This window comes from Amycolatopsis sp. Hca4 (assembly GCF_013364075.1).
Classification (GTDB): Bacteria; Actinomycetota; Actinomycetes; order Mycobacteriales; family Pseudonocardiaceae; genus Amycolatopsis.
This window is the reverse complement of record NZ_CP054925.1, coordinates 9189868-9210552: the sequence shown is the minus strand read 5'-3', so window position 1 is coordinate 9210552 and position 20685 is coordinate 9189868. Positions and strand designations below refer to the sequence as shown.

Annotated in this window: 16 protein-coding genes; 5 read left to right on the top strand and 11 right to left on the bottom strand. The window is 71.7% G+C overall.

The annotated features are described in order from the left end of the window. The first annotated feature begins 175 nt into the window (after positions 1-175). On the top strand, positions 176-1375 hold the full coding sequence (locus HUT10_RS41985) for a sensor histidine kinase (protein WP_176176274.1): 1200 nt from the start codon (positions 176-178) through the stop codon (positions 1373-1375). 633 nt (positions 1376-2008) lie between these two features. Here HUT10_RS41985 and HUT10_RS41980 read toward each other — a convergent pair. The 6 genes from HUT10_RS41980 to HUT10_RS41955 form a co-directional block, all read right to left on the bottom strand. Further along, complete coding sequence (locus tag HUT10_RS41980) at positions 2009-2353, bottom strand: RNA polymerase-binding protein RbpA (protein ID WP_043788280.1); 345 nt, start codon at positions 2351-2353, stop codon at positions 2009-2011. Between the two features lie 108 nt (positions 2354-2461). Further along, positions 2462-2692, bottom strand: coding sequence for a preprotein translocase subunit SecG (gene secG, locus HUT10_RS41975; protein ID WP_003071471.1), 231 nt, complete (start codon positions 2690-2692; stop codon positions 2462-2464). 127 nt (positions 2693-2819) lie between these two features. Continuing rightward, positions 2820-3605 (bottom strand): triose-phosphate isomerase, encoded by a 786-nt coding sequence (gene tpiA, locus HUT10_RS41970; RefSeq protein WP_176176273.1) that lies wholly within the window; start codon positions 3603-3605, stop codon positions 2820-2822. Further along, positions 3605-4819, bottom strand: a complete 1215-nt coding sequence (gene pgk / locus HUT10_RS41965) for a phosphoglycerate kinase (protein ID WP_176176272.1) — start codon at positions 4817-4819, stop codon at positions 3605-3607. Before pgk ends, tpiA begins: the two co-directional genes overlap by 1 nt. Before the next feature lie 5 nt (positions 4820-4824). Then, complete coding sequence (gap, locus tag HUT10_RS41960) at positions 4825-5829, bottom strand: type I glyceraldehyde-3-phosphate dehydrogenase (RefSeq protein WP_176176271.1); 1005 nt, start codon at positions 5827-5829, stop codon at positions 4825-4827. Positions 5830-6268: 439 nt separating this feature from the next. Further along, positions 6269-7450, bottom strand: coding sequence for a winged helix DNA-binding domain-containing protein (locus tag HUT10_RS41955; RefSeq protein WP_176176270.1), 1182 nt, complete (start codon positions 7448-7450; stop codon positions 6269-6271). 72 nt (positions 7451-7522) lie between these two features. Here HUT10_RS41955 and HUT10_RS41950 point away from each other — a divergent pair, with 72 nt between their 5' ends. Continuing rightward, positions 7523-8167 carry a LysE family translocator gene (locus tag HUT10_RS41950; protein WP_176176269.1) on the top strand — a complete coding sequence of 215 codons (645 nt, stop codon included), beginning with the start codon at positions 7523-7525 and terminating at the stop codon, positions 8165-8167. Here HUT10_RS41950 and HUT10_RS41945 read toward each other — a convergent pair. From HUT10_RS41945 to HUT10_RS41925, 5 genes are all read right to left on the bottom strand, one after another. Then, positions 8148-8492, bottom strand: a complete 345-nt coding sequence (locus HUT10_RS41945) for a helix-turn-helix transcriptional regulator (RefSeq protein WP_176176268.1) — start codon at positions 8490-8492, stop codon at positions 8148-8150. The genes HUT10_RS41950 and HUT10_RS41945 overlap by 20 nt on opposite strands. A gap of 123 nt (positions 8493-8615) precedes the next feature. Then, on the bottom strand, positions 8616-9401 hold the full coding sequence (locus HUT10_RS41940; protein ID WP_176176267.1) for a TIGR03620 family F420-dependent LLM class oxidoreductase: 786 nt from the start codon (positions 9399-9401) through the stop codon (positions 8616-8618). 37 nt (positions 9402-9438) lie between these two features. Next, positions 9439-13887: a hypothetical protein gene (locus tag HUT10_RS41935; protein ID WP_176176266.1), complete on the bottom strand. Its 4449-nt coding sequence runs from the start codon at positions 13885-13887 to the stop codon at positions 9439-9441. A gap of 11 nt (positions 13888-13898) precedes the next feature. After that, entirely contained in the window at positions 13899-14699 is an 801-nt protein-coding gene (locus HUT10_RS41930) for a hypothetical protein (protein WP_176176265.1), read from the bottom strand. Beyond that, positions 14699-16153 (bottom strand): hypothetical protein, encoded by a 1455-nt coding sequence (locus HUT10_RS41925; protein WP_176178292.1) that lies wholly within the window; start codon positions 16151-16153, stop codon positions 14699-14701. Before HUT10_RS41925 ends, HUT10_RS41930 begins: the two co-directional genes overlap by 1 nt. An 83-nt stretch (positions 16154-16236) precedes the next feature. Between HUT10_RS41925 and HUT10_RS41920 the strand changes: the two genes are divergently transcribed. The 3 genes from HUT10_RS41920 (at position 16237) to HUT10_RS41910 (ending at position 20651) form a co-directional block, all read left to right on the top strand. After that, the gene (locus HUT10_RS41920; RefSeq protein WP_176176264.1) at positions 16237-16674 is read left to right on the top strand and encodes a PPOX class F420-dependent oxidoreductase; all 438 of its coding nucleotides are present in this window, start codon (positions 16237-16239) and stop codon (positions 16672-16674) included. Positions 16675-16713: 39 nt separating this feature from the next. Beyond that, positions 16714-17544, top strand: a complete 831-nt coding sequence (locus HUT10_RS41915) for a coproporphyrinogen III oxidase (protein WP_176176263.1) — start codon at positions 16714-16716, stop codon at positions 17542-17544. 539 nt (positions 17545-18083) lie between these two features. Continuing rightward, positions 18084-20651 carry a PQQ-dependent sugar dehydrogenase gene (locus tag HUT10_RS41910; protein ID WP_176176262.1) on the top strand — a complete coding sequence of 856 codons (2568 nt, stop codon included), beginning with the start codon at positions 18084-18086 and terminating at the stop codon, positions 20649-20651. Positions 20652-20685: the final 34 nt, after the last annotated feature.

Sequence of the window (20685 nt, the reverse complement as noted above, 5' to 3'; positions counted from 1 at the left end):
CGGACGGCCCAGCCGATTACGGAATCCGGACGCCGGAGCATCGACGGCGGGTGAAACTAACCGTCTCCGTACGCGACCTCGTTAGCATCCGCACATTTGTCTGCCGCCACGCGTCCCGATCGGGCCCTGAGCGCCTCTCACCAACAAGTCCACAAGACGAATGGGGTCGCCAGCGATGAGTACAGAGGGACTCTCGATTCCAGGCATCTCGATCGCGAGCTCGGGGCCGTCGGCCGCCGAGCGGGTGCGGAAGCGGGGGCTGAGCGCGTTCGGCTCGGTACCGCGCCCGGCCATCGTCATGTTCGCCATCGAGGCGGCCGCCGTCATCCTGGCCGTGCTCGACGTCTGGCTGGTGATCCCCGAGAAGGCCCAGCCGTATTCGATCTGGCTCTCCGGCGCGGCCTGCCTCGCGGTGGTGTTCCGCCGGAAGTTCCCGTTCCTCGCCGTGCTCGTCGCGGTCCCCGGCTTCCTGGCCGGCTGGGCGCAGCTCGCGTCGATGATCACCCTCGGCATGCTCGCCACCCGCCGCCAGCTGCACTGGCAGACGTGGGTCGGCGCGGCGCTGGTGTGGATGTGCCGGTTCGTACAGTGGCCGCTGGAGGACTTCGCCGAGCTGAGCTGGCGCGAGCACATCCTCGACGGCATCTACGGGGTCCTGGTCGCCGGTATGCCGATCGCGATCGGCCTGCTCATCGGCGCCCGCACGGAAGTCTCGAACAAGCTCGCCGAGCTGGCCACGAGCCGCGACCGCGAGCGCCGCTTCCACGCCGACGCCGTCCGCGCCGAGGAGCGCGCCCGGCTGGCCCGCGAGATGCACGACGTCGTCTCCCACCAGATCACGCTGATCGCCATGCAGGCCGGCGCGCTCCAGGCCCAGACGACCGACGACCGCGCGCAGGAGACCGCGCAGGTCATCCGCACGCTGTCGAAGCGGACCCTCGAGGAGCTGCGGTCCCTGCTCAGCGTGCTGCGCGCGGGCCCGGACGACGACGGCCCGCGCCCCGGCATCAACGACCTCGACCGGCTGATCCGCACGTCGGAGGTGCCGGTGCACCTGTCGGTGGAGCACCTCCCGGAGGCCCTGCCCAACCAGGTCTCGGCGGCGGCGTACCGGACGGTGCAGGAGTGCCTGACGAACGTCCACAAGCACGCCCCGGGCGCGACGGCGACGATCCGCATCCAGGGTGAGCACGGAGCGCTCAAGATCGAGGTCCGCAACGAGCGCGCAAGCCGCCCGACGGAGGGCCTGCCTTCGGGCGGCCACGGGTTGACGGGCCTGGCCGAGCGAGCCCGCCTGCTGGGCGGAAGCTTCGAGACATCGGGAACGGAGGACGGCGGCTTCCGCGTGCGGGCGCGGTATCCGCTGGACCGCTGACCTCCGGCCCCCGGTATCCAGTTTACCGGCGGGCACCGACGATTCCGGGCCGTCTCGGGCCGCGAACGGAGGATTTCGGACAAAAACGGCCGGAATTCTCCGTTCGCGGGGCTTCCGGCCCCGGAATTGTCGGTCCTCGCCGGTAGCGTGGAAATCGGGGGCTGCTCAGGCAATTGCCGCGCAACCGCCCGGCAATCACGCCGGGCGGGAAAGAACTTCCGCGTGTTCGGGCGGGCATCGCGCGGGCCTGGCCGGGCATCACACGAGTCTGGCCGGCATCTCACCGTGCGGGCGGTCCTCTCGCGTGATCGGGAAGGCCTCTCGCGTGGCCGAGATGGTCTTGCGCGTGATTGAGCAGGCATCACGCGTGTCTGAGCGGGCCTCACGTGTGATTCGGCGGGCATCATGCGTGATTGAGCGGGCATCACGTGCGATTCGGCTGGAATGGTGCGTGATTGAGCGGGCATCGCGTGTGCTTCGGCGGGCAGCTCGCGTGATCGGCGGGGCATCAGCGCGATGCCCGGCCAGTCACGCATGATGCCTCGGCAGTCACGCGTGATTCCCCTCTGGACACGCGTGAGCGCACGAAAAGCCACCCCGAGGGGGCCCGGGGTGGCGATCGGCTGAAACCCCTTAGAGGATTTCCCGGCGCTTGCGCAGGCGGTCGAGCGCCTCCGCCAGGATGGCCTCGCCGTCGGCGTCGCTGCGCCGCTCCTTCACGTACGCGAGGTGGGTCTTGTACGGCTCGGTCCGGGGCGCGGCCGGCGGGTTCTTCTCGTCCTGCCCACCCGGGAGCCCGCAGCGGGGGCAGTCCCACTCGTCGGGGATCTCCGCGTCGAGCGCGAACGACGGCCGGGCCTCGTGCCCGTTGGCACACCAGTAGGAGATCCGGCGGCGCGGCGCCGACTCACCCCGTTCCGATTCGCCCGTAGGACCGGCACCCACCCGGGTGCCTCGAATCGCGTTACCGCCAACCATGAATCCTCACACCTAGGAATCGGCGGCGCGCCCCCCAATAGGCACGCCGAATCGCTGCGCCCCGCCGTCTCGACCCGGTCGCGGCCGACGGACGGAGCGCCGGACGCCTCACACCTTGAGCAGCAGACCCAGGCCCACGATGCTGATCAGCCAAACCGCGCCCAGCAGCAGGGTGATCCGGTCGAGGTTCTTCTCGGCCACGCTCGACCCGGCCAGGCTCGACTGCATCCCGCCGCCGAACAGCGACGACAGGCCACCGCCCCGGCCGCGGTGCAGCAGCACGGCGACCACCAGCAGGACGCTGGAGACGATCAACAGGATTTGCAGGAACAGCTTCATGTCATCCTCTGGGCTCTAGGAGAATGCAGGGGTACGGCATGGTCGTTTCCGACCACCACCGTACCCCTGGACTCGTCCACTGCTGTGTGACGGACCGGATACACAGGCTACCCGGTCGTGGCCTCGATCAGGGCAGCGGCCCGCCCGCGGCGAGTGCGCAGAGTTTCGTGAACTCCTCACCGTCCAGGCTCGCTCCGCCGACCAGGGCACCGTCGATGTTCTCGCAGCCCACCAGCTCGCTGATGTTGCCCGACTTCACCGATCCCCCATAGAGCACCCGGACGGACGAAGCGACCTCGTCGCCGTACTTCTCCTGGAGGGTGGCGCGGATGGCCTTGCAGACCTCTTCGGCGTCCGCCGACGAGGCGACCTTGCCGGTGCCGATCGCCCAGACCGGCTCGTACGCGATCACCACGTCCTTGGCCTGCTCGCCCTTGAGGCCCTTCAGGCCCTCGATCAGCTGCGTCGTGGTGTGGTGGAGGTGCTCGCCGGCCTCGCGGACCTCGAGCTTCTCCCCGATGCAGAGGATCGGCGTGATGCCGTGCTTGAGCGCGGCCTTGACCTTCTTGTTGACCAGTTCGTCGGACTCGGCGTGGTATTCGCGCCGCTCCGAGTGCCCGACCGTGACGAACTTGCAGCCCAGCTTGGCCAGCATCGGACCCGAGATGTCGCCGGTGTACGCGCCCGAGTCCTGCGGCGCGAGGTCCTGCGCGCCGTAGGTGAGCGACAGCTTGTCGCCGTCGACCAGGGTCTGCACGCTGCGGATGTCGGTGAACGGCGGCAGCACCGCCACGTCGACCTTCGCGTAGTACTTCTCCGGCAGCGCGAAGGCGATCTTCTGCACCAGCGCGATCGCCTCGAGGTGGTTCAGGTTCATCTTCCAGTTGCCGGCGATGAACGGCTTGCGTGCCACTAGTTCGACCCCTCCAGAGCCACGACGCCCGGCAGTTCCTTGCCCTCGAGGTACTCCAGCGAGGCACCGCCGCCGGTGGAGATGTGCGAGAAGCCGTCCTCGGGCAGGCCCAGCTGCCGCACCGCGGCCGCCGAGTCGCCGCCACCGACCACGGTGAACGCGTCGCTCTTCACCAGCGCCTCGGCCACCGCGCGGGTGCCGCCGGAGAACGCTTCGAACTCGAACACGCCCATCGGGCCGTTCCAGAACACCGTCTGCGCGTCGGCCAGCTTGCTCGCGAACAGCTCGCGGCTGCGCGGGCCGATGTCGAGGCCCTGGCGGTCGGCCGGGATCGCGGTGGCGTCGACGGCTTCGTGCTCGGCGTCGGCCGAGAACTCCGTCGCGGCCAGCACGTCCACCGGCAGCACCAGTTCGACGCCGCGCTTCTCGGCCTCGGCGAGGAAGCCTGACACCTGCTCCAGCTGGTCGGCCTGCAGCAGCGACTGGCCGACCTCGTGGCCCTGGGCCTTGAGGAACGTGTACGCCATGCCGCCGCCGACGATCAGCCGGTCGACCTTCGTCAGCAGGTTCGCGATGACGCCGAGCTTGTCGGACACCTTCGCGCCGCCGAGCACGACCACGTACGGCCGCCGGACGTCGTCGGTGAGCTTCTTCAGCACGTCCAGCTCGGCCAGCACCAGGCCGCCCGCGTACGCCGGCAGCACCGACGCGACCTCGTAGACCGAGGCCTGCTTGCGGTGGACGACGCCGAAGCCGTCGGAGACGAACGCGCCGCCCGGGACGAGCGCGCCCAGCTCGGCGGCCAGCTCGGAGCGGTCCGCGGCGTCCTTGCTGGTCTCGCGCGCGTCGAAGCGCACGTTCTCCAGCAGGACGACGCCGCCGTCGGCCAGGCCGCCGGTCAGCGCCTTCGCGGACTCGCCGACCAGGTCACCGGCCAGCGCGACCTCGGCGCCGAGCAGCTCGGAGAGCCGCTTCGCGACGGGCGCGAGGGTGTACTTCGGGTCCGGCTCGCCCTTCGGGCGGCCCAGGTGCGCGGTGACGACGACCTTCGCGCCCGCGTCGGCGAGCTTCTTGATCGTCGGCAGCGCCGCGCGGACCCGGCCGTCGTCGGTGATGCGGTCCCCGTCGAGCGGGACGTTCAGGTCGGAACGCACCAGCACGTACCGGCCCTGAACGCCCTCGCCCAGGAGGTCGTCGAGGTTCTTGACGCTCATCTGCTTCAGGACAGCTTCGAACCGACGAGCTTGACCAGGTCGGCGAGGCGGTTGGAGTAGCCCCACTCGTTGTCGTACCAGCCGACGACCTTGACCTGGTTGCCGATGACCTTGGTCAGCGGCGCGTCGTAGATGCAGGACGCCGGGTCGGTGACGATGTCGGCCGAGACGATCGGGTCCTCGTTGTAGCGCAGGATGCCGGCCAGCGGGCCCTCGGCGGCGGCCTTGTAGGCGGCGTTGATCTCCTCGACCGTGGCGGCCTTGGACAGCGTGACGGTGAGGTCGGTGGCCGAGCCGGTCGGGACCGGGACGCGCAGCGCGTAGCCGTCGAGCTTGCCCTGCAGCTCCGGCAGGACGAGGCCGATGGCCTTGGCGGCACCGGTCGAGGTCGGGACGACGCTCAGGGCGGCGGCGCGGGCGCGGCGCAGGTCCTTGTGCGGGGCGTCCTGCAGGTTCTGGTCCTGGGTGTAGGCGTGGACCGTGGTCATCAGGCCCTGCTCGATGCCGAAGGCGTCGTTGAGGACCTTGGCCAGCGGGCCGAGGCAGTTGGTGGTGCAGGACGCGTTCGAGATGATGACCTGCGAGCCGTCGTACTTGTCGTCGTTGACGCCGAGCACGATGGTCAGGTCCTCGCCCTTGGCCGGCGCGGAGATGATGACCTTCTTGGCCCCACCGGCGATGTGCGCCTTGGCGGCGTCGGCGTTGGTGAAGAAGCCGGTCGACTCGAGGACGACGTCGACGTTCAGCTCGCCCCACGGCAGGTTGGCCGGGTCGCGCTCGGCGAGGGCCTTGATGGTCTTGCCGTCGACGACGATGCCCTCGTCGCTGACGCTGACCTCACCCGGGAACCGGCCCAGGATGGAGTCGTACTTCAGCAGGTGGGCCATGGTGGCGACGTCGCCGAGGTCGTTGAAGGCGACGACCTCGATGTCCTGGCCGCTGGCCTGCACGGCGCGGAAGAAGTTGCGGCCGATGCGGCCGAAGCCGTTGACACCTACGCGAACGGTCACTGCTGCCACTCCTTTGAGGGTCGGCCGGCACTCCGGCCGTGACTTGCGGGCTCGCGGCCACCCTAGCGTGCGGGCATGCGCGTCCCTGACTGCCCTGACGAGACTTCCACCACTTGTCGAACGGGTCAAGAATCGATTAAGAAGCCGAGCCGCTCCGGAGCGTTCCGACCGGGTGGACCACGGCGGACCACCGGGCACCGCAGGTTCGCGCGCCGGGACCGGTTCCGGCTGATCAAGCCGGGTGTCCGACGCAACGCACCGAGGCCGCCGATAAACCCGCAAACCCAACTTGAACGATTCAGCCCACAGCCGGTTCCGACGGGGTGCCGAAGCCTCCCGCGGGACGGCACGTGAGGTCGATGACTCGACCGATCCAGCGAGGGGCGGGGCCGTCCCCGCCGCGGCACGCCGCCGCCCGTCCGGATGAAATCCGCGCCCCTCATCCGGCCAGCTCCCGTTCCAGCGGGGTGCGGAACCGCGGGATCACCCGGGCTTCGCCGAACCACGCCGCGCACTTTTCCGCCGCCACCTCGACCGCCGCGCCGACCTCGGCACCCACGTCCTCCAGCAGCCGGAACACCACCTCCCCGCCGGCCCGCTGGGCCCAGCCGCCGACCACCTTCCCGGAGGCCCAGACCGTCGGGCCGATGTTGCCGCTGCGGTCGAACAGGGCCGCGCGGTGCGAGCCGAGGAACCAGTCGCGGTCCTGCCAGCCCATCGGGGTCGGGTCCAGGGCAGGCAGGAACGCCACCCACGGCGGTGGCGACGGCACCGGCTCGAGGTCGTCCGCGAGCACCACCCCGGGCACGCCGTCCAGGTCGACCTCCACCGGGTTCAGCTCGGCGAGGGCCTTCTTCGCCTGGCCCGCCGTCCAGCCCGTCCACCACCGCAGGTCCGCCACCGGGGCCGGGCCGTACGCGCGCAGCCACCGCCGGGCCAGCTCGACGCGGGCCTCCTCCGCGCTCCACGCCCGCAGCCCACCCGGGACCCACTCGTCCAGCGGGTGCCACACGTACTGCGTGCTCAGCCAGCTGCCACGGGGACGGCCGCGGGCGATCCGGCCGCCCGCGGCCAGCAGGAACAGCACCCGGCTCGTCACGTTGCCGATCGCCTCGTACGGCTTGCCCGCCGCCATCAGCAGCTGCTGGCGCAACCGCGGCTCGTCCTCGCTCAGCTGCTGCGCCGTCGCCGAACCGCGAGCACGCAGGGCCGCCTCGACCGATGCCTCGACGTCCTGCAGCCACAGCTGCGGCTCCGGCACGTTCTCCGGGTGCCCCTGCTGCCCGAGGTGCTGTTCGAGCAGCTTCCGCTGCTTCACGAGGATGTCCGCCGAGCAGCCGGCCTGCACCAGCGCCGCCGTGTCCAGGTCCGTCACGAACACCGTGCGGCGCATGCCCAGCAGGCGCAGCAGCGAACGCTCGTCGTAGAGCGCACGCTCGACCTCGGCAACTGCCGGGCCGTCGAGCCGGGCGGACGCGGACAGGTGGACGGTCGCCGGGTCGGTGGCGTGCAGCGCCACGACCCCGGCGACGGCTTCGGCCACCGTGGCCGCCGGCGCGGCCAGGTGGTGCCGGACGGCGAGGCGGGCCCGGCGCTGCTCGGTGCTGATCTTCGGAGGCACGCGTTTTTCCTACCACCCGGCACCGACAAAAACGCCTGGTCATCCCCGGCGACCAGGCGATAGCCTCGCGAAATGGTCTCCGGTACGCACTTGGCGGCCTTCGCCGCGCTGACGTTCCTCATGGTGGTGGTCCCCGGGCCGAGCGTGCTCTTCACGATCAGCCGCGCGCTCACCGTCGGGCGGCGGGACGCGCTGCTCACCGTCCTGGGCAACGCCGCGGGCGTGTACACGCAGGTCGTCGCGGTCGCGTTCGGCCTCGGCGCGCTGGTGACGACGTCCGCGGCGGTGTTCACCGCGATCAAGGTCGCCGGCGCGGTCTACCTGGTGTACCTGGGGATCCAGGCGGTGCGCCACCGTCGGAAGCTGACCGACGCGATGGCCGCGCAGGTGCGGGCCACGCCGGGCCGCGTGCTGACCGTGCTGCGCGACGGCTTCGTCGTCGGCTTCGCGAACCCGAAGTCGATCGTGTTCCTGGCGGCGCTGCTGCCGCAGTTCGTCGACCCCGCGGCGGGCTCGGTGCCGGCCCAGATGCTCGTCCTCGGGCTGTGCCTGCCGGCGATCGCGCTGGCCACCGACAGCGCGTGGGCGCTGGTCGCGGGCACCGCCCGCGCGTGGTTCGCACGCTCGCCGAAGCGCCTCGAAATGGTCGGTGGCACCGGCGGCCTGGTGATGATCGGCCTGGGCACCACGCTGGCCTTCACGGGCCGGGGTGACTGAGCACCAGGTCGAGCAGGCCCGGGAAGGCGGCGTCGAATTCGGGGCGCCGCAAGCGGTTCAGCCGCCGCGGGCCTTCGTCGCGCTGTTCGATCAGGCCCGCCGCGCGCAGCACGCCGAAGTGGTGGCTGAGCGTCGCCTTCGCCACCGGCAGGTCGAACGTGCCGCACGCCTTCGTCCACTCGGGCACGGCGGCGAGCTCGCGCACGATGCTGCGGCGCACCGGATCGGCGACCGCGGCCAGGGCGTCCTGGAGCGCGACCTCGCCCGGCGGGACGTGCGAGAGCCCGCGCGCCCGCGCAGTGTTCGATGACTGTCGTCCACTCATCCCGTCGACCTCCGCCGAACACGCCAGGAGCAGTCGTGCCCCGGCCGCCTCGAAACCGGCTACTACGCCTTCAACCAGCGCGGTCTCGACGTATTCCGCCGCGTACCTGCGGGTGATCCGCGGTCAGGCCAGCGCCTTCACCAGTTCCGGCCACCACTCGCGGGGCACGCCGTCGAGGGGGACGACCACCTGGTCGGCGCCGGCGGCCCGGTACTCCCGCAGCCGCGCGACGACGCCGTCGAGGTCGCCCCACACCGTGAGGCCGTCGACGAGCCGGTCGGACCGGTCCGCGATGTCCGCGTCGGTGAAGCCCATCCGGCGGAAGTTGGCCGCATAGCCCGGCATCCCGGCCAGGAAGCCCAGCGAGCCGCCGCGCACGACCTCGCGCACGCGGGTCACGTCGGTTTCCGCGACCACGCTGAGCAGCACCGCGAGCTGCCGGTCCGCCCCCAGGATCTCCCGCGCCGAAGCGACGTAATCCGTCGTTACCAGGTACGGGTACGCGCCCGACGCGCGGTCGCGGGCCAGCTCCAGCATCCGCGGGCCGAGCGCCGACAGGATCCGCGCGGACTGCGGGACGACGTCCTCGACCTCGTCGAGGTAGTCGTTCAGCGCCGCCAGCGGGCGCGGGCCGTGCGCCCCGCCCAGGCCGACGACGAACCGGCCGGCCGGGAGCTCCGCATACGCCGAAGCCACCGCGGCCGACGGGACCCGGTCGACCGACAGGATGCCGCTCGCCACCTGGATCCGCGAAGTCGCGCGGACCACCTCGGTGATCCGCGGCAGGTTGTTGCCCTGCCCGCCGGCCAGCCACAACGTGGCGTAGCCCAGCTCCTCCAGCTCGGCCGCCACGTCCGTGCCGGTGTCCAGTGCGCTGTGGGTGGCCCCGATCGGCCCCAGTTCCGTCATGCGCCCGGCAACCCCGGACGGTGCCGGGTTGTTCCCGTCAGGCCGGTTGTTCGTCCTCGGCGGAATCGGCCTCCCGCGTGAACATCCGGGTCGCCGACAGCCGCGCGACGCCGTCGGGCTCGCCCAGGTCCTCCAGGGAGTTGCGGATCGTCGAGTCCACCGACAGGTACTTCCGGCCCGCGCGCAGGTCGGCGTCGTTGCGCAGCCGCACGATGAGCGGGAACTCCGACAGCGCGCCCGCGTCGAACAGGCCGGTCGTGTAGATCAGCTGGACGCCCAGCGCCTCGGCCACCGCCCGCTGCAGTTCCAGCAGGTACCCGGCCGACGCGCGGCCGATCGGGTTGTCCAGGAACAGCACGCCCGAGTGCCGGTTGCGGACCTTGCCGCGGTTGTTGGCCCGCAGTGCGGCCAGCGTGCAGTACAGGATGATCGCCGCGGTCAGCTGCTGGCCGCCGGAGAACACGTCGCGGATCTCCGAGACGCGCTGGCGTTCGGTCCGCAGCACCGAGTCCGGCTTGAGCATGTCGACGCGGAAGCCCTTGGGCGCCGCGGCCCGGACTCCCCGCAGGACCAGGGAAAGCCCGTCGCGCTTGACGTCCCGGCCGTCCGCCGTCTTGCCGACGGCGGCCTCGTCGACGACTTCGCCGAGCTTCTCCGTCAGCGCGTTGTCCTCCAGCTCGGTGAAGCGGATGCGGAGGAACTCCTGCCCGGACCAGTCGCCGAGGCCGTCCGGCAGCCGCGAGACGCGCTGGGCCGAGCGCAACGTCCGGAGTGCGCCGTCGACCATGCCCTGCAGGCGGGTGATGATGCCGCCGCGGTGCCGGTCGATCTGGGCGAGGTCGTCGGTCAGCGACCGCAGCCGCGGCCGCAGCGCCTCGGCCCACTCGGCGGCGTGCGCCGGGAGCTGGTCGCGCTTGACCGAGATGACCTGCTGGCGCACCGGCGTGCTCAGCTTCTCGAACCGCTTCTCCGTCGCGTACTGCGCGAGCTGGTCGGCGGCCGCGCGCACCCGGCGGTCGCCGGCGTCGGCGGCTTCCTGGGCCTGGTTGAAGGTCGCGTTCAGCCGGGCGTGCTGGGCGCGTGCGGTGTCGACGTCACCGTCGTAGGCGTCCGCGTCCGTGTCCGTCACCAGGTGCGCCATCGACTCGGCGAGCAGCGCGAACCCCGAAGCCGAGCTGCGCGCCGACTCCAGCGTCGCTTCCGCCGCGGCCCGGCGTTCCTGCAGCTCTTCCCACTTCCGGGCGGCCGCCGACGCCTCCAGCCCGGCCGCGTCGATCAGCTCCAGGCCGTGCTCGATGTCCCGCGGTTTCTCGCCGTTGACGCCGTTCTGCAGCGGCAGCGCGTCCAGTTCGGCACGCCGGGTCGAGACCAGCCCGATCGCCTCGGTGCGCTCGTCTTCGAGGCCGTCGACGACGCGGCGGGCGCGGGCCAGCGCGGCCGCGCGGGCCGACGCGTCGGAGCCGTCGGGGGTCTCCAGGAGCTCGGCCGCGCGGGCCCGGACGGCCTCGTCCAGGGACTCGACGGCCGAGCCCGCCGCGGCTTCCGCCGACTCCGCCTGTTCCAGTTCGCTCCGCAGGTCGCTGCCGACCTCGACCTTCGCGTACGCCTCGGACGCCGACGCGTACGTCCGCCGCAGCGCGTCGACCGGTTCGGCGGGCGCGGGCCCCTCCGCGGCGTCGGCCGCTCCGGGCACCTCGGCCAGTTCGGCACGCGCGGTGGTCGCGGTCCGGCGGTGGCCGTCGGCCGTGCGCTGCTCCTCCCCCGCCTGCTCCCGCAGCCGGGCGGCCTTGCCCGCCGCGTCGGACGCCTGCAGGTCGGCGCGCTCGGCGATCTCGGTCGCCCGCTCGGCCTCCTCGGTCCACTCCGCGATCCGGGCGCTGCGCACGCCCAGCTCACCGAGCCGCCGGGCCCGCTCCTCGGCTTCGGTGGCAGCCGCCCGCAGCTCGGGGACGCGCTCGCGCAGCGAAGCGGCTTTCTCGCTCAACCGGGCGAAGTCCGCGTCGGCCTGCTCCAGCGCCGTGCGGGCGGTCTCCCGCGCGGCCCGGGCGGCCTGGGCCTGCTCGGCCAGGGTCGCCACGGCGCCGGGCGGGTAGTCCTCGCGCCACGTCGTGAGCTTCCAGGTCAGTGCGCCGTCCGCGGACAGCTTGGCGGACAACGCTTCGAGCCGCCGCTGCCGCTCGGTGTGCCGCCGCGCCACGGCTTCCCGCTCCGCGTCGGCGGCTTCTTCGTCGTACATCGCCGGGTTCGGCGGCACCAGGAACTCGACGCCGGGCGCGGACGGCACGTCCGCCTGCAGCGCCTCGGTGGTGCCGACGGCGATGATCGCGCTCGGCAGCAGCCGCCGCTTCGTCAGCACCTCACGGGCGCGATCGGCGTGCGCGGCGTCGTTCAGCAGCACCCCGGACACCAGCTGCGGCAGGCTTTCCAGCACCTCGGCACGCCGGCCGGCGTCCAGTTTGGACAGATAGCGCCAGCCGGACCACGCGGTGATCCCGGCCTCTTCCAGTGCGTCCAGAGCGGCCTGGACGTCCTGGGGCGGCGGCAGCAGCCCGCCGGACCCCAGCGCGGCCAGCGCCCGTTCGTCGGCGGACTCCTCCATCCGCAGCGCGGTCTGCTCCTTCTCGACGGCCGCGCTCGCCTCGCGCAGCCGTTCCAGCAGCACCGGAAGGTCGCTCTCCAGGTTGACGTCGTCCGCGCCGAGCAGCTCGACCAGGCGTCCCTCGGCGGCGAGGGCGTCGGTCCGGCGGTGGGCGCGGTCGAGGTCCTCGGTGGCCCGCTCCAGGCGGTCCTGCGTGGTGCCGGCGAGCTGGTGGGCCTCGTTCACGGCCCGTTGCGCCGCTTGCAGGTCCGTCGCGACGCGCTCCAGTTCCTGCTCGCGGCGGGCCAGTTCCGCGGTGGCCTGCTCGGCCGCGGCGCGAGCGGCGCGGGAAGCTTCGGCGACGTCGGCGCCCGCAGGCAGCACCCCGGCGCGGACGGCGGCTTGGACCTCTTCGCGCAGTTCGGTGATCCGCCCGGTGAGGCCGCGCGCTTCGGCACGGCGTGCCGCGGCGAGGTTCGCGGCCTCGTCCCGCTCGGTCTGCGCCTTCTCGGCTTCGGCACGCAACGCGCCCGCGTGCGCTTCGGCCTTGTCGGCCTGCCGCTGCGCATCCTGCGCCAGCGCGTGCAACCCGCGCGCGAGCGCCGAAGCAGCGTCGTTGCGCGCCTTCAACGCGGGACGCGCCTTCTCCTCCCGGCTGCCGACGAGCTCGCGCAGGTCCTTTGCCTTGCGCGCCGCGTTCAAGGAGTTGAGCACGGTCGCCGTCTCGCGCCACGCTTCGGCTTCGGTCTTCGCGGCCGCCAATTCGGCGTCGACCCGCTTGCGAACCTCCTGGGCCTCGTCCAGCCGCAGCACCGCGACCAGGCGGCGCAGTTCCGTGACGGCCGCGGCGAGCCGCCGGTGGTCGCCTTCGGCCAGCTTTTCGGCGGACTTGACCTCGGTGACGTGGTCTTCGAGCCCGGACAGCCGCGCGTTCTCGAGTTCGTTGCGCGCGACGACCCGCCCGGCGAGCGAAGCCATGTCGGCCTTCGCGGCCTCCGCGATCTTCCGCGACTCCGCGGCGACGCCTTCCTCGGCGGCCAGCGGGCCCAGCAGGTCGAGCGCACCCGCCACGAAGTCGCGCTCGGACAGGAGATCCCCGCGCTGGGCCAGGTTGTGCGCGTAGGTCGCGACGACCTCGGCCAGGTCCTTCGGCTCTTCCTCCGAGATGACCGCACGCAGCAGGAACTCGACGAAGGCGTCGTCGGTGCCGAAGGCGAACGCGTCCGCCGCCTCGCCCTCGCCCGCGTTCATCGCCCGCTGGTAGCGGAACAGCTCGGTGTCGAGGCCGAGGCTGTCGAGGCGGCCGGTCCACTCGTGGTGGCGGCGGGTCCAGGACAGTTCCAGCTCGGGTTCGGCCAGCTGGGCCGCGGTGAGCTTGTCGTGGAAGCCGGACATGGTGAGCAGCCGGCCGTCCTGGGTCATCGGCAGCGAGTCGAGGCCCAGCGCGGCGGTCGGGCGGAAGCAGTACCAGGAGTCGACGAGGTTCTCGGAGTCGGCGGACACCACGTGCCCGCGCCACTCGGAGACCTTGCCGGTGATGATCCGGTGGCCGCTCTCGACGTGCAGCCACTCCAGCACGACGTGCGAGACGTCCTTGGCGGCGACGAACTTCTCCAGCACCTTGGTGCTGGTGGTGCCGACGACCTGGCGGCGGCCGGGCAGCATCACCGAGAAGATGAGCTTGATCAGCACGGACTTGCCGCCGCCGTTCTCGAGGAACAGCACGCTCGCCGGGGACGGGCGGCGCAGCTCGGCCGGGCCGGTCGCGTGGATGCCCGCGCTGAACAAGGCGTCCTGCTGCGGCGCGGTGATCTTGGCGCCGACGCCGCTGAAGTCAAGCACGACGTCCTGGTAGCGGGCACCCGCCGGGCCCACCGAGTGCAGGCGGACCCGCGAAAGCTCGTACATCGGTTCCCCTCTTAGAGCGTGTCCGAGGCGGCCGCGCGCAGCGTGCCCCCGGCGGTCGCGACGGCCACGACGTCGAGCGCGAGCAGGTCGTCGAAGGCGGCGTCGGCGGCGAGTTCGCGGACCTGGATCTGGTAGCGCGGCGTGGTCCGGTAGGTGCCGCCCTGCTCGTCGCTCACCGGGACCAGGAAGCCCTGGTCGGCGAGGAACCGCAGGGCGCGGCTGACCATGCCGCGGGTGGTGTCGGCGGCCAGCCGCCCGTCCTTGGTGGCCGCGGCCGCGGGACGGCGGGTGTAGGCGCGCCACGCCTGTTCGAGCTCGGGCGCGTCGGCCAGGGGGTCGTTGTTGGCCTCGGCCGCCGCGGCGCGTTCGTCCAGCATCCGCGCGGCTTCGCGGACCATCGCGTCGACCTGCTCGACGCTGACGCGGCCGATGTAGGTGTCGTTGGCGAGGTCGTCCGGGCGCGGGTAGCCGAGCGCGGCGGTGGCGAGGTGGATCAGGCCGTGCAGGACCTTCTCCGTGTCGCGGCGCTCGCGGATCTTGGCCTGGCGGGCGTAGGAGTCCATCTTGATCTCGAAGACGGACTCGTCGGTGGCCGCCAGTACCGCGCCGGCCTGCTGGTTGACCTCGAGGACCATCAGGCCGAGCCCGGCGGCGACGGCGTGCGTGAGGGCCTTGAACGCGTTGTCCTCGCCGTAGCGGCGCACGAGGTCGCCGTAGACGACGTCACGCGCGGGCAGCTGCTTCGGCCGCATGCCGAAGGCGACCAGCCGGGCCGCGGCCTCGGCGTCCACGCTGCTGTGGGACAGCGCCATTACGCGACCTCTTCTTCTTCATCAGCCCGCTCGACGGCGGCGGTGGACAGGAGCAGGTCGGCGCCGCCGAACTCCGGGTCGTCCAGGAGCGTGCCGTCGTCGACGGCGAGCAGGACCGAGCGGTCGCCCTGGCGGCGGGCCGCGCCGATCCCGGGACTGTAGGCGTGCACCGCGCGCAGCGCGACCAGGGCGGCGAGCCCGGGCTGGCGGCTGCGGCGGGCTTCTTCGAGCAGGCCGGACAGCCGTCGCGGCACCTCGGGGAGGTCGAGCAGTTCGTCGGCGCGCCGCCAGACGTCGTCGCCGAACTTGTCGCTGACCTCGGCGGGCATGAGCTCGGGCTCCGGGATCTCGCCGACCAGCTGATCGCGCTCGGGCGCGGGCCGCAGGAGCAGCGAGACGAGGGAAGACAGCGACGGCACGACCGGTGCGGTGATGCCGGCGGCGGCGTGGAAGAAGTGTTCGGCCGGGGCGACGGCGTCGGCCAGCGGCAGGCCGAGCGTCGGGACCAGGAGCTGGCCGAAGAGATCCAGGGTGGCGCGCTGGGGCGGGCCGGAGAACTGCTGGCGGTCCTGTTCGGCGCGGAAGACCGCGCCCGCGTCGGCGAGCCGGGACTGCAGGCGGGTGTGCCGTCGGATGCAGTCGCCGACGATGTCGACGAGCTCGGCGGCGCGGCGCTTCTTGTCGAGGTCCTCGGTCTCGTCGCGGGCGGTGGTGATGTTCTTGAGGATGGCGTTCTCGGCGCGGAACCGGGCCTCGATGTGGCTCAACGCGCTGTCGAGCAGTTCGGGGACCTCGCGTTCCCAGTCGACCGAGCGGACGTCGCGGCGGGTCGCGTCGAGCTTCGCGCGCAGGGTCTCGCCGTACTGGACGGTCCGGTAGCGGGCCTGCTCGGCGGCGAGCTTGGCGTCGGCCAGCCGACCGCGGTTGATCAGGTTCTCGAGCTTGACCTCGGCGGCGATCTGCGCGGATTCGACGTCGGTGTCGAGCGCGCCGACCAGGACGTTGATGGCCTCGTCGGTGGCGCGCAGGTAGACCTCGCCGTCGCGTGCGGCCAGCTCGACCAGAAGCTTGAAGTCGAACTGGCGCCGCTGGTAGCCGCCCGGCCCGATCGAGCCGTAGACGCGCCGGAAGCCGCGGTCGGTGGTGCCGACGTTGATCAGGTTGTCCAGCACCCACTTGGCCACCCGGACGTGCTCTTCGGGCATCCGCGACGGCGCCTGCTGGGCGATGAACGGCAGCAGCCGGTCGATGACCTCGTCGTGGCCGGCGCCGGTGTCGAAGTCCATCGCGATGGTGACCTGGTCGATCGTGTGCAGCGCGATCTCGGCCATCTGGTAGATCGTGGCGTCGGCCCAGTCGAGCTTCGCCTTCCGCGCGTCGAGGTCGTGCAGCGGCGCGGTGCAGGCCAGCGCCTTGAGGCGGCGCGTCAGCCCCTCGTCGGCCAGGCCCGTCATGCCGGTGTCGTCGTCTCGCACAGCAGGCCAGGCTAGTCGGCCACCCTCTGCGCACGCGCGGGTGACGGGCTAACGTCGCCTACATGCGTGAGATGAGCCGTGACGAGTGGTGGAAGTTCGCGTCGGAAGGCACCCGGACCGGTATGTTGGGCCTGGTCAGGAAGGACGGTTCGCCGATCGTGACGCCGATCTGGTTCCTGCTGAACGAGGGCCCGGACGGCGACGAGCTGATCTTCACCACGGGCACCGAGACCCTCAAGGGCAAGGCCATCGCCCGCGACGGCCGCATCTCCCTCGCCGTCGACGACCAGAAGCCGCCGTACTCGTACGTCCAGTTCACCGCCGAAGCGCGGCTGACCCACGACATGGACGACATGCTGGCGTGGGCCACCAAGCTGGGCGGCCGGTATATGGGCGCCGAGCAGGCCGAGGCGTACGGCAAGCGGAACGCCGTCCCCGAAGAATCCCTCGTCCGGGCGAAGATCACCAAGGTGATCGCGCGCGCCGACATCGCCGGCTGACCCCGGTTCGCTGGTAATCTGCACCCCGGGGGTGGGGGTATGCCTTCAGGGGACAGACGGGACGCCGTCAAGGCGATCATCAGCGCGGGCCAGCGGGAGCTGGTGGCCGAGCTGGAACGCCTCGACGGCGGGCGCTTCGGCCGGACAGGCCGCACCCGGCGGCTGGAGAACGGCGACGTCTTCGAACGTGCCGTGATCAGCACGGCCTTTTCCGACGAGTTCTTCGCGGCCGGGCTCTCGGTGGTGCTGCACCCGCGCAACCCGTACGTCCCGGCGTTCCAGGCCCACTTCCGCTACCGCGAAACCGCGGACGCGTGGTGGTTCGGCGGCAGCGTCGACCTGCTCCCCTGCTACGGCTTCGCTTCGGACGCGACGCACTTCCACCGCGTGCTGAAGAGCTACTGCGCAACGCTGGACCCGGCGTTCCACGCGCAGGCGAAGAGGGCGTGCGACGACCGTTTCCGCCTCCCGCACCGCAACGAGGCCCGCGGCATCGGCGGCATCCTCTTCGACCACCTGAGCCTGCCGGGCCCGGACGGCTGGCGACGCTCGGCGGCCTTCACGGCGGCGGGCATCGCCGCGATCATCCCGGCGTACGCCCCGATCGTGCGACGCCGCAAGGACCTCCCGCACGGCGAGCGCGAGCGGCAGTGGCAGCTCTTCCGCCGCGGCCGGTACGTCGAGTTCACCCTGGTCCACGACGCGGCCACGGCGGTGCAGGCCGACGCCGAGGCGATCCTGGCGGCGCTGCCACCGCTGGCGCGCTGGGAGTCGGAGTTCACACCGGAGCCGGGGAGCGCGGAGGCCGAACTGGCGTCGTTCCTGGTGCCGCGCGACTGGGCGGCCGAAACTGTCGGTGCTCGCCGGTAGAGTGGAAAACGGGGGGCGCCCCGGCGGGCTCGGGTCGATTCGCCGCATCGCAGCACTCCGGCGAGCTCCGCTCCATCCGCCGTATCGCAACGCCCCGCGCGGCTCCTGGCCAACCCCGGCCGGGCTCTAGTCGGTTCACCGCACCACAGTGCCCCGGCGGCCCCGGGTCAGTCCCCCACCCCCCAGCGGGCCCGGGCCGATTCACCACCTCAGCACCTCGGCGGCCCCGGGTCGATCCCCCACACCACAGCACCCCAGCGGGCCCGGCAGATTCCCGCACCACAACCCAGCGAGCCTCGGCCGGTCCGCAGCACCCAGGCGGAGCCGCCCAATACCGGCCACAAGGCCGTGCCCGCCCCGCTGAGCGGGAAACCGTTGACACGCAGCGTGAGCCACCATGTCGAGTATTGACAGGGCCCGCCCCCAGGGTGTGTGATCTGACCCATAGATAGGAAACTTTCCTAACTATTGCCGCCGGTGGTCCGCCGACCATTCCGCCCCGGTCACCCCCTGTCCCCCGACAACGCAGGAGGCTCCCAGTGGCACCCCGTCCACCGTGGCGCGCGGTACTGGCCGGTACCGCCGTCGCGGCGCTCGGTCTCAGCGCGGTCAGCCCGGTAAACGCTTTCGCGGCCGATACCGACTACGAGTCCGAGAACGCCACCATCTTCCAGGGCGCGGTCGAGTCCAACCACGCCGGCTACTCCGGTACCGGCTTCGTGAACTTCGACAACGTCGTCGGCAGCTACGTCGAATACTCCGTGAACGCGGCTCAGGCCGGCACGCACACCCTGACCTTCCGCTACGCCAACGGAACCGCCGACAACCGCCCGGTCAAGCTGGTCGTCGACGGCGGCGACAAGGGCACCGTCGACTTCCCCGGCACCGGCGCCTGGACGACGTGGAAGACCGTCACCGCGACCGTGCAGCTCACCGCCGGGGTCAACAAGGTCCGCACCACCGCGACCACCGCCAACGGCGGCCCGAACGCCGACAAGCTCACCGACACCTTCGTCGCGCCCACCGACGGCGAACCGCCGTCGCCGCCGTCGAACCTCAAGGCGAGCAACATCCTCCCCACCGCGGCCACCTTCTCCTGGACCGCCGCGACGGACAACGTCGGCGTAGTCCGCTACGAGATCAACCGCGGCGGCAACATCCTCAAGACCGTCGACGGGAACACCACGAGCGCGACCGTGGACAACCTGACGCCGAACACCGCCTACGACATCTCGGTCGGCGCGTTCGACGCCGCGGGCAACCCGTCGCAGCAGAGCAACGTGGTCACCTTCACCACGCCGCCGAGCAACGACACCACCCCGCCCAGCGTGCCCGGCAACCTGCGCACCACCGGCGTCACCGCGAACAGCGTCTCCCTGGCGTGGAACGCGTCCACGGACAACGGCGGCACCATCGCCGGCTACGACGTCTACCAGGGCGCCACGAAGGTCGCCACCACGACTTCGCTGAGCACGACGGTCACCGACCTGTCCCCCAACACCTCCTACACCTTCACCGTCAAGGCCCGTGACCCCGACGGCAACACTTCGGCCGCCAGCAACGCCGTCACCGCGAAGACCAGCGCCCCGGGCGGTGCCGGCGGGATCCCGGAGTACGACAAGGACATCGCGAAGGTCGACCTCGGCTGGTCGGTGGACTTCCTGCCCAACGGCAACGCGCTGGTGACCGAGCGGGACCGGTTCGAGGTCCTGCTCGTGACGCCGTCGGGCCAGAAGACCACGCTGGGCAAGGTGCCGGGCGCGGTCGGCACGAACGGCGAAGGCGGCCTCCTCGGCCTGGCGATCTCGCCGAACTGGTCGAGTGACCACGCGATCTACCTGTACCACACGGCTTCCGGCGACAACCGGATCGTGAAGATGACCTACGACGGCAGCACGCTGTCGTCGACGTCGACGCCGGTGCTGACCGGGATCGCGAAGAACCGCTACCACAACGGCGGCCGGATCAAGTTCGGCCCGGACGGCAAGCTGTACGCCACCGTCGGCGACGCCAAGAACAGCGACAACGCGCAGAACAAGAGCTCGCTCAACGGGAAGATCCTGCGGCTCAACCCGGACGGCTCGGCGCCGAGCGACAACCCGTTCTACGCCACCGGCGGCAACGCCCGGTACGTCTGGAGCTACGGCCACCGCAACCCGCAGGGCCTGGCCTGGGACTCCCGCGGCCAGCTGTGGGCGGCGGAGTTCGGCGAGAGCAGCCAGGACGAGCTCAACCTGATCCAGAAGGGCGGCAACTTCGGCTGGCCCAGCTGCGAAGGCACGCAGGGCAGCTGCAGCGGCTTCATCGCCCCGAAGAAGACCTGGTCGACGTCGCAGGCCGGGCCGAGCGGCGTGGAGATCGTCAACGACTGGATCTACATCGCCGGCGTCACCGGGGAGCAGCTGTTCGCCACCCAGATCAACGCCGCCGGCACCGGTGTCGGGACCGTGTCGACGCTGTTCTCGGGTCGCTGGGGCCGGCTGCGCTCGGTCACCAAGACCCCCGACGGCGGGCTCTGGCTGACCTCGACGAACAACGACAAGAACGGCGGCACGCCGTCGGTGCTGGACAACGTGATCGTGCGGCTGAAGTTCCCGGGCGGCGGCACGCCCGGCGGGTTCAAGCTGACCAGCTCCGCCTTCGCCGACAACGCGACCATCCCGGACAAGTACACCTGCGCCGGGGACGGCACGGCGGGCCAGGACCCGTCGCCGCCGCTGGCCTGGGGTGCCGCCGACGGCGCCAAGGGGTACGCCGTCGTGTTCGCCGACGTCGCCAACAGCGGCAACAAGCTGCACTGGGCGATCTGGGACGTGCCGGCGGCCACGAAGTCGCTGCCGGAGGGGCTCGGCGCGGGCTACACCGTGCCGAACCAGGGTGGCGCCAAGCAGAAGGCCATGGGCAGCGGGGCGAACGCGCAGAAGTTCTTCGGCCCCTGCCCGGGCGGTTCGAGCCACCCGTACACGTTCACGCTCTACGCCCTGAACACCGCGACCGTCCCCGGCCTGACGTCGTCCTCGACGATGGCCCAGATCGAGACGGCGATCAAGGGCGCGTCGACGGCCAACGTGGTGCTGCGCGGCAAGTCCAGCGCGGCGGCCCAGTAGCCGCGGCAGGGGTGACCGGAGCGGCGCCGGTCAC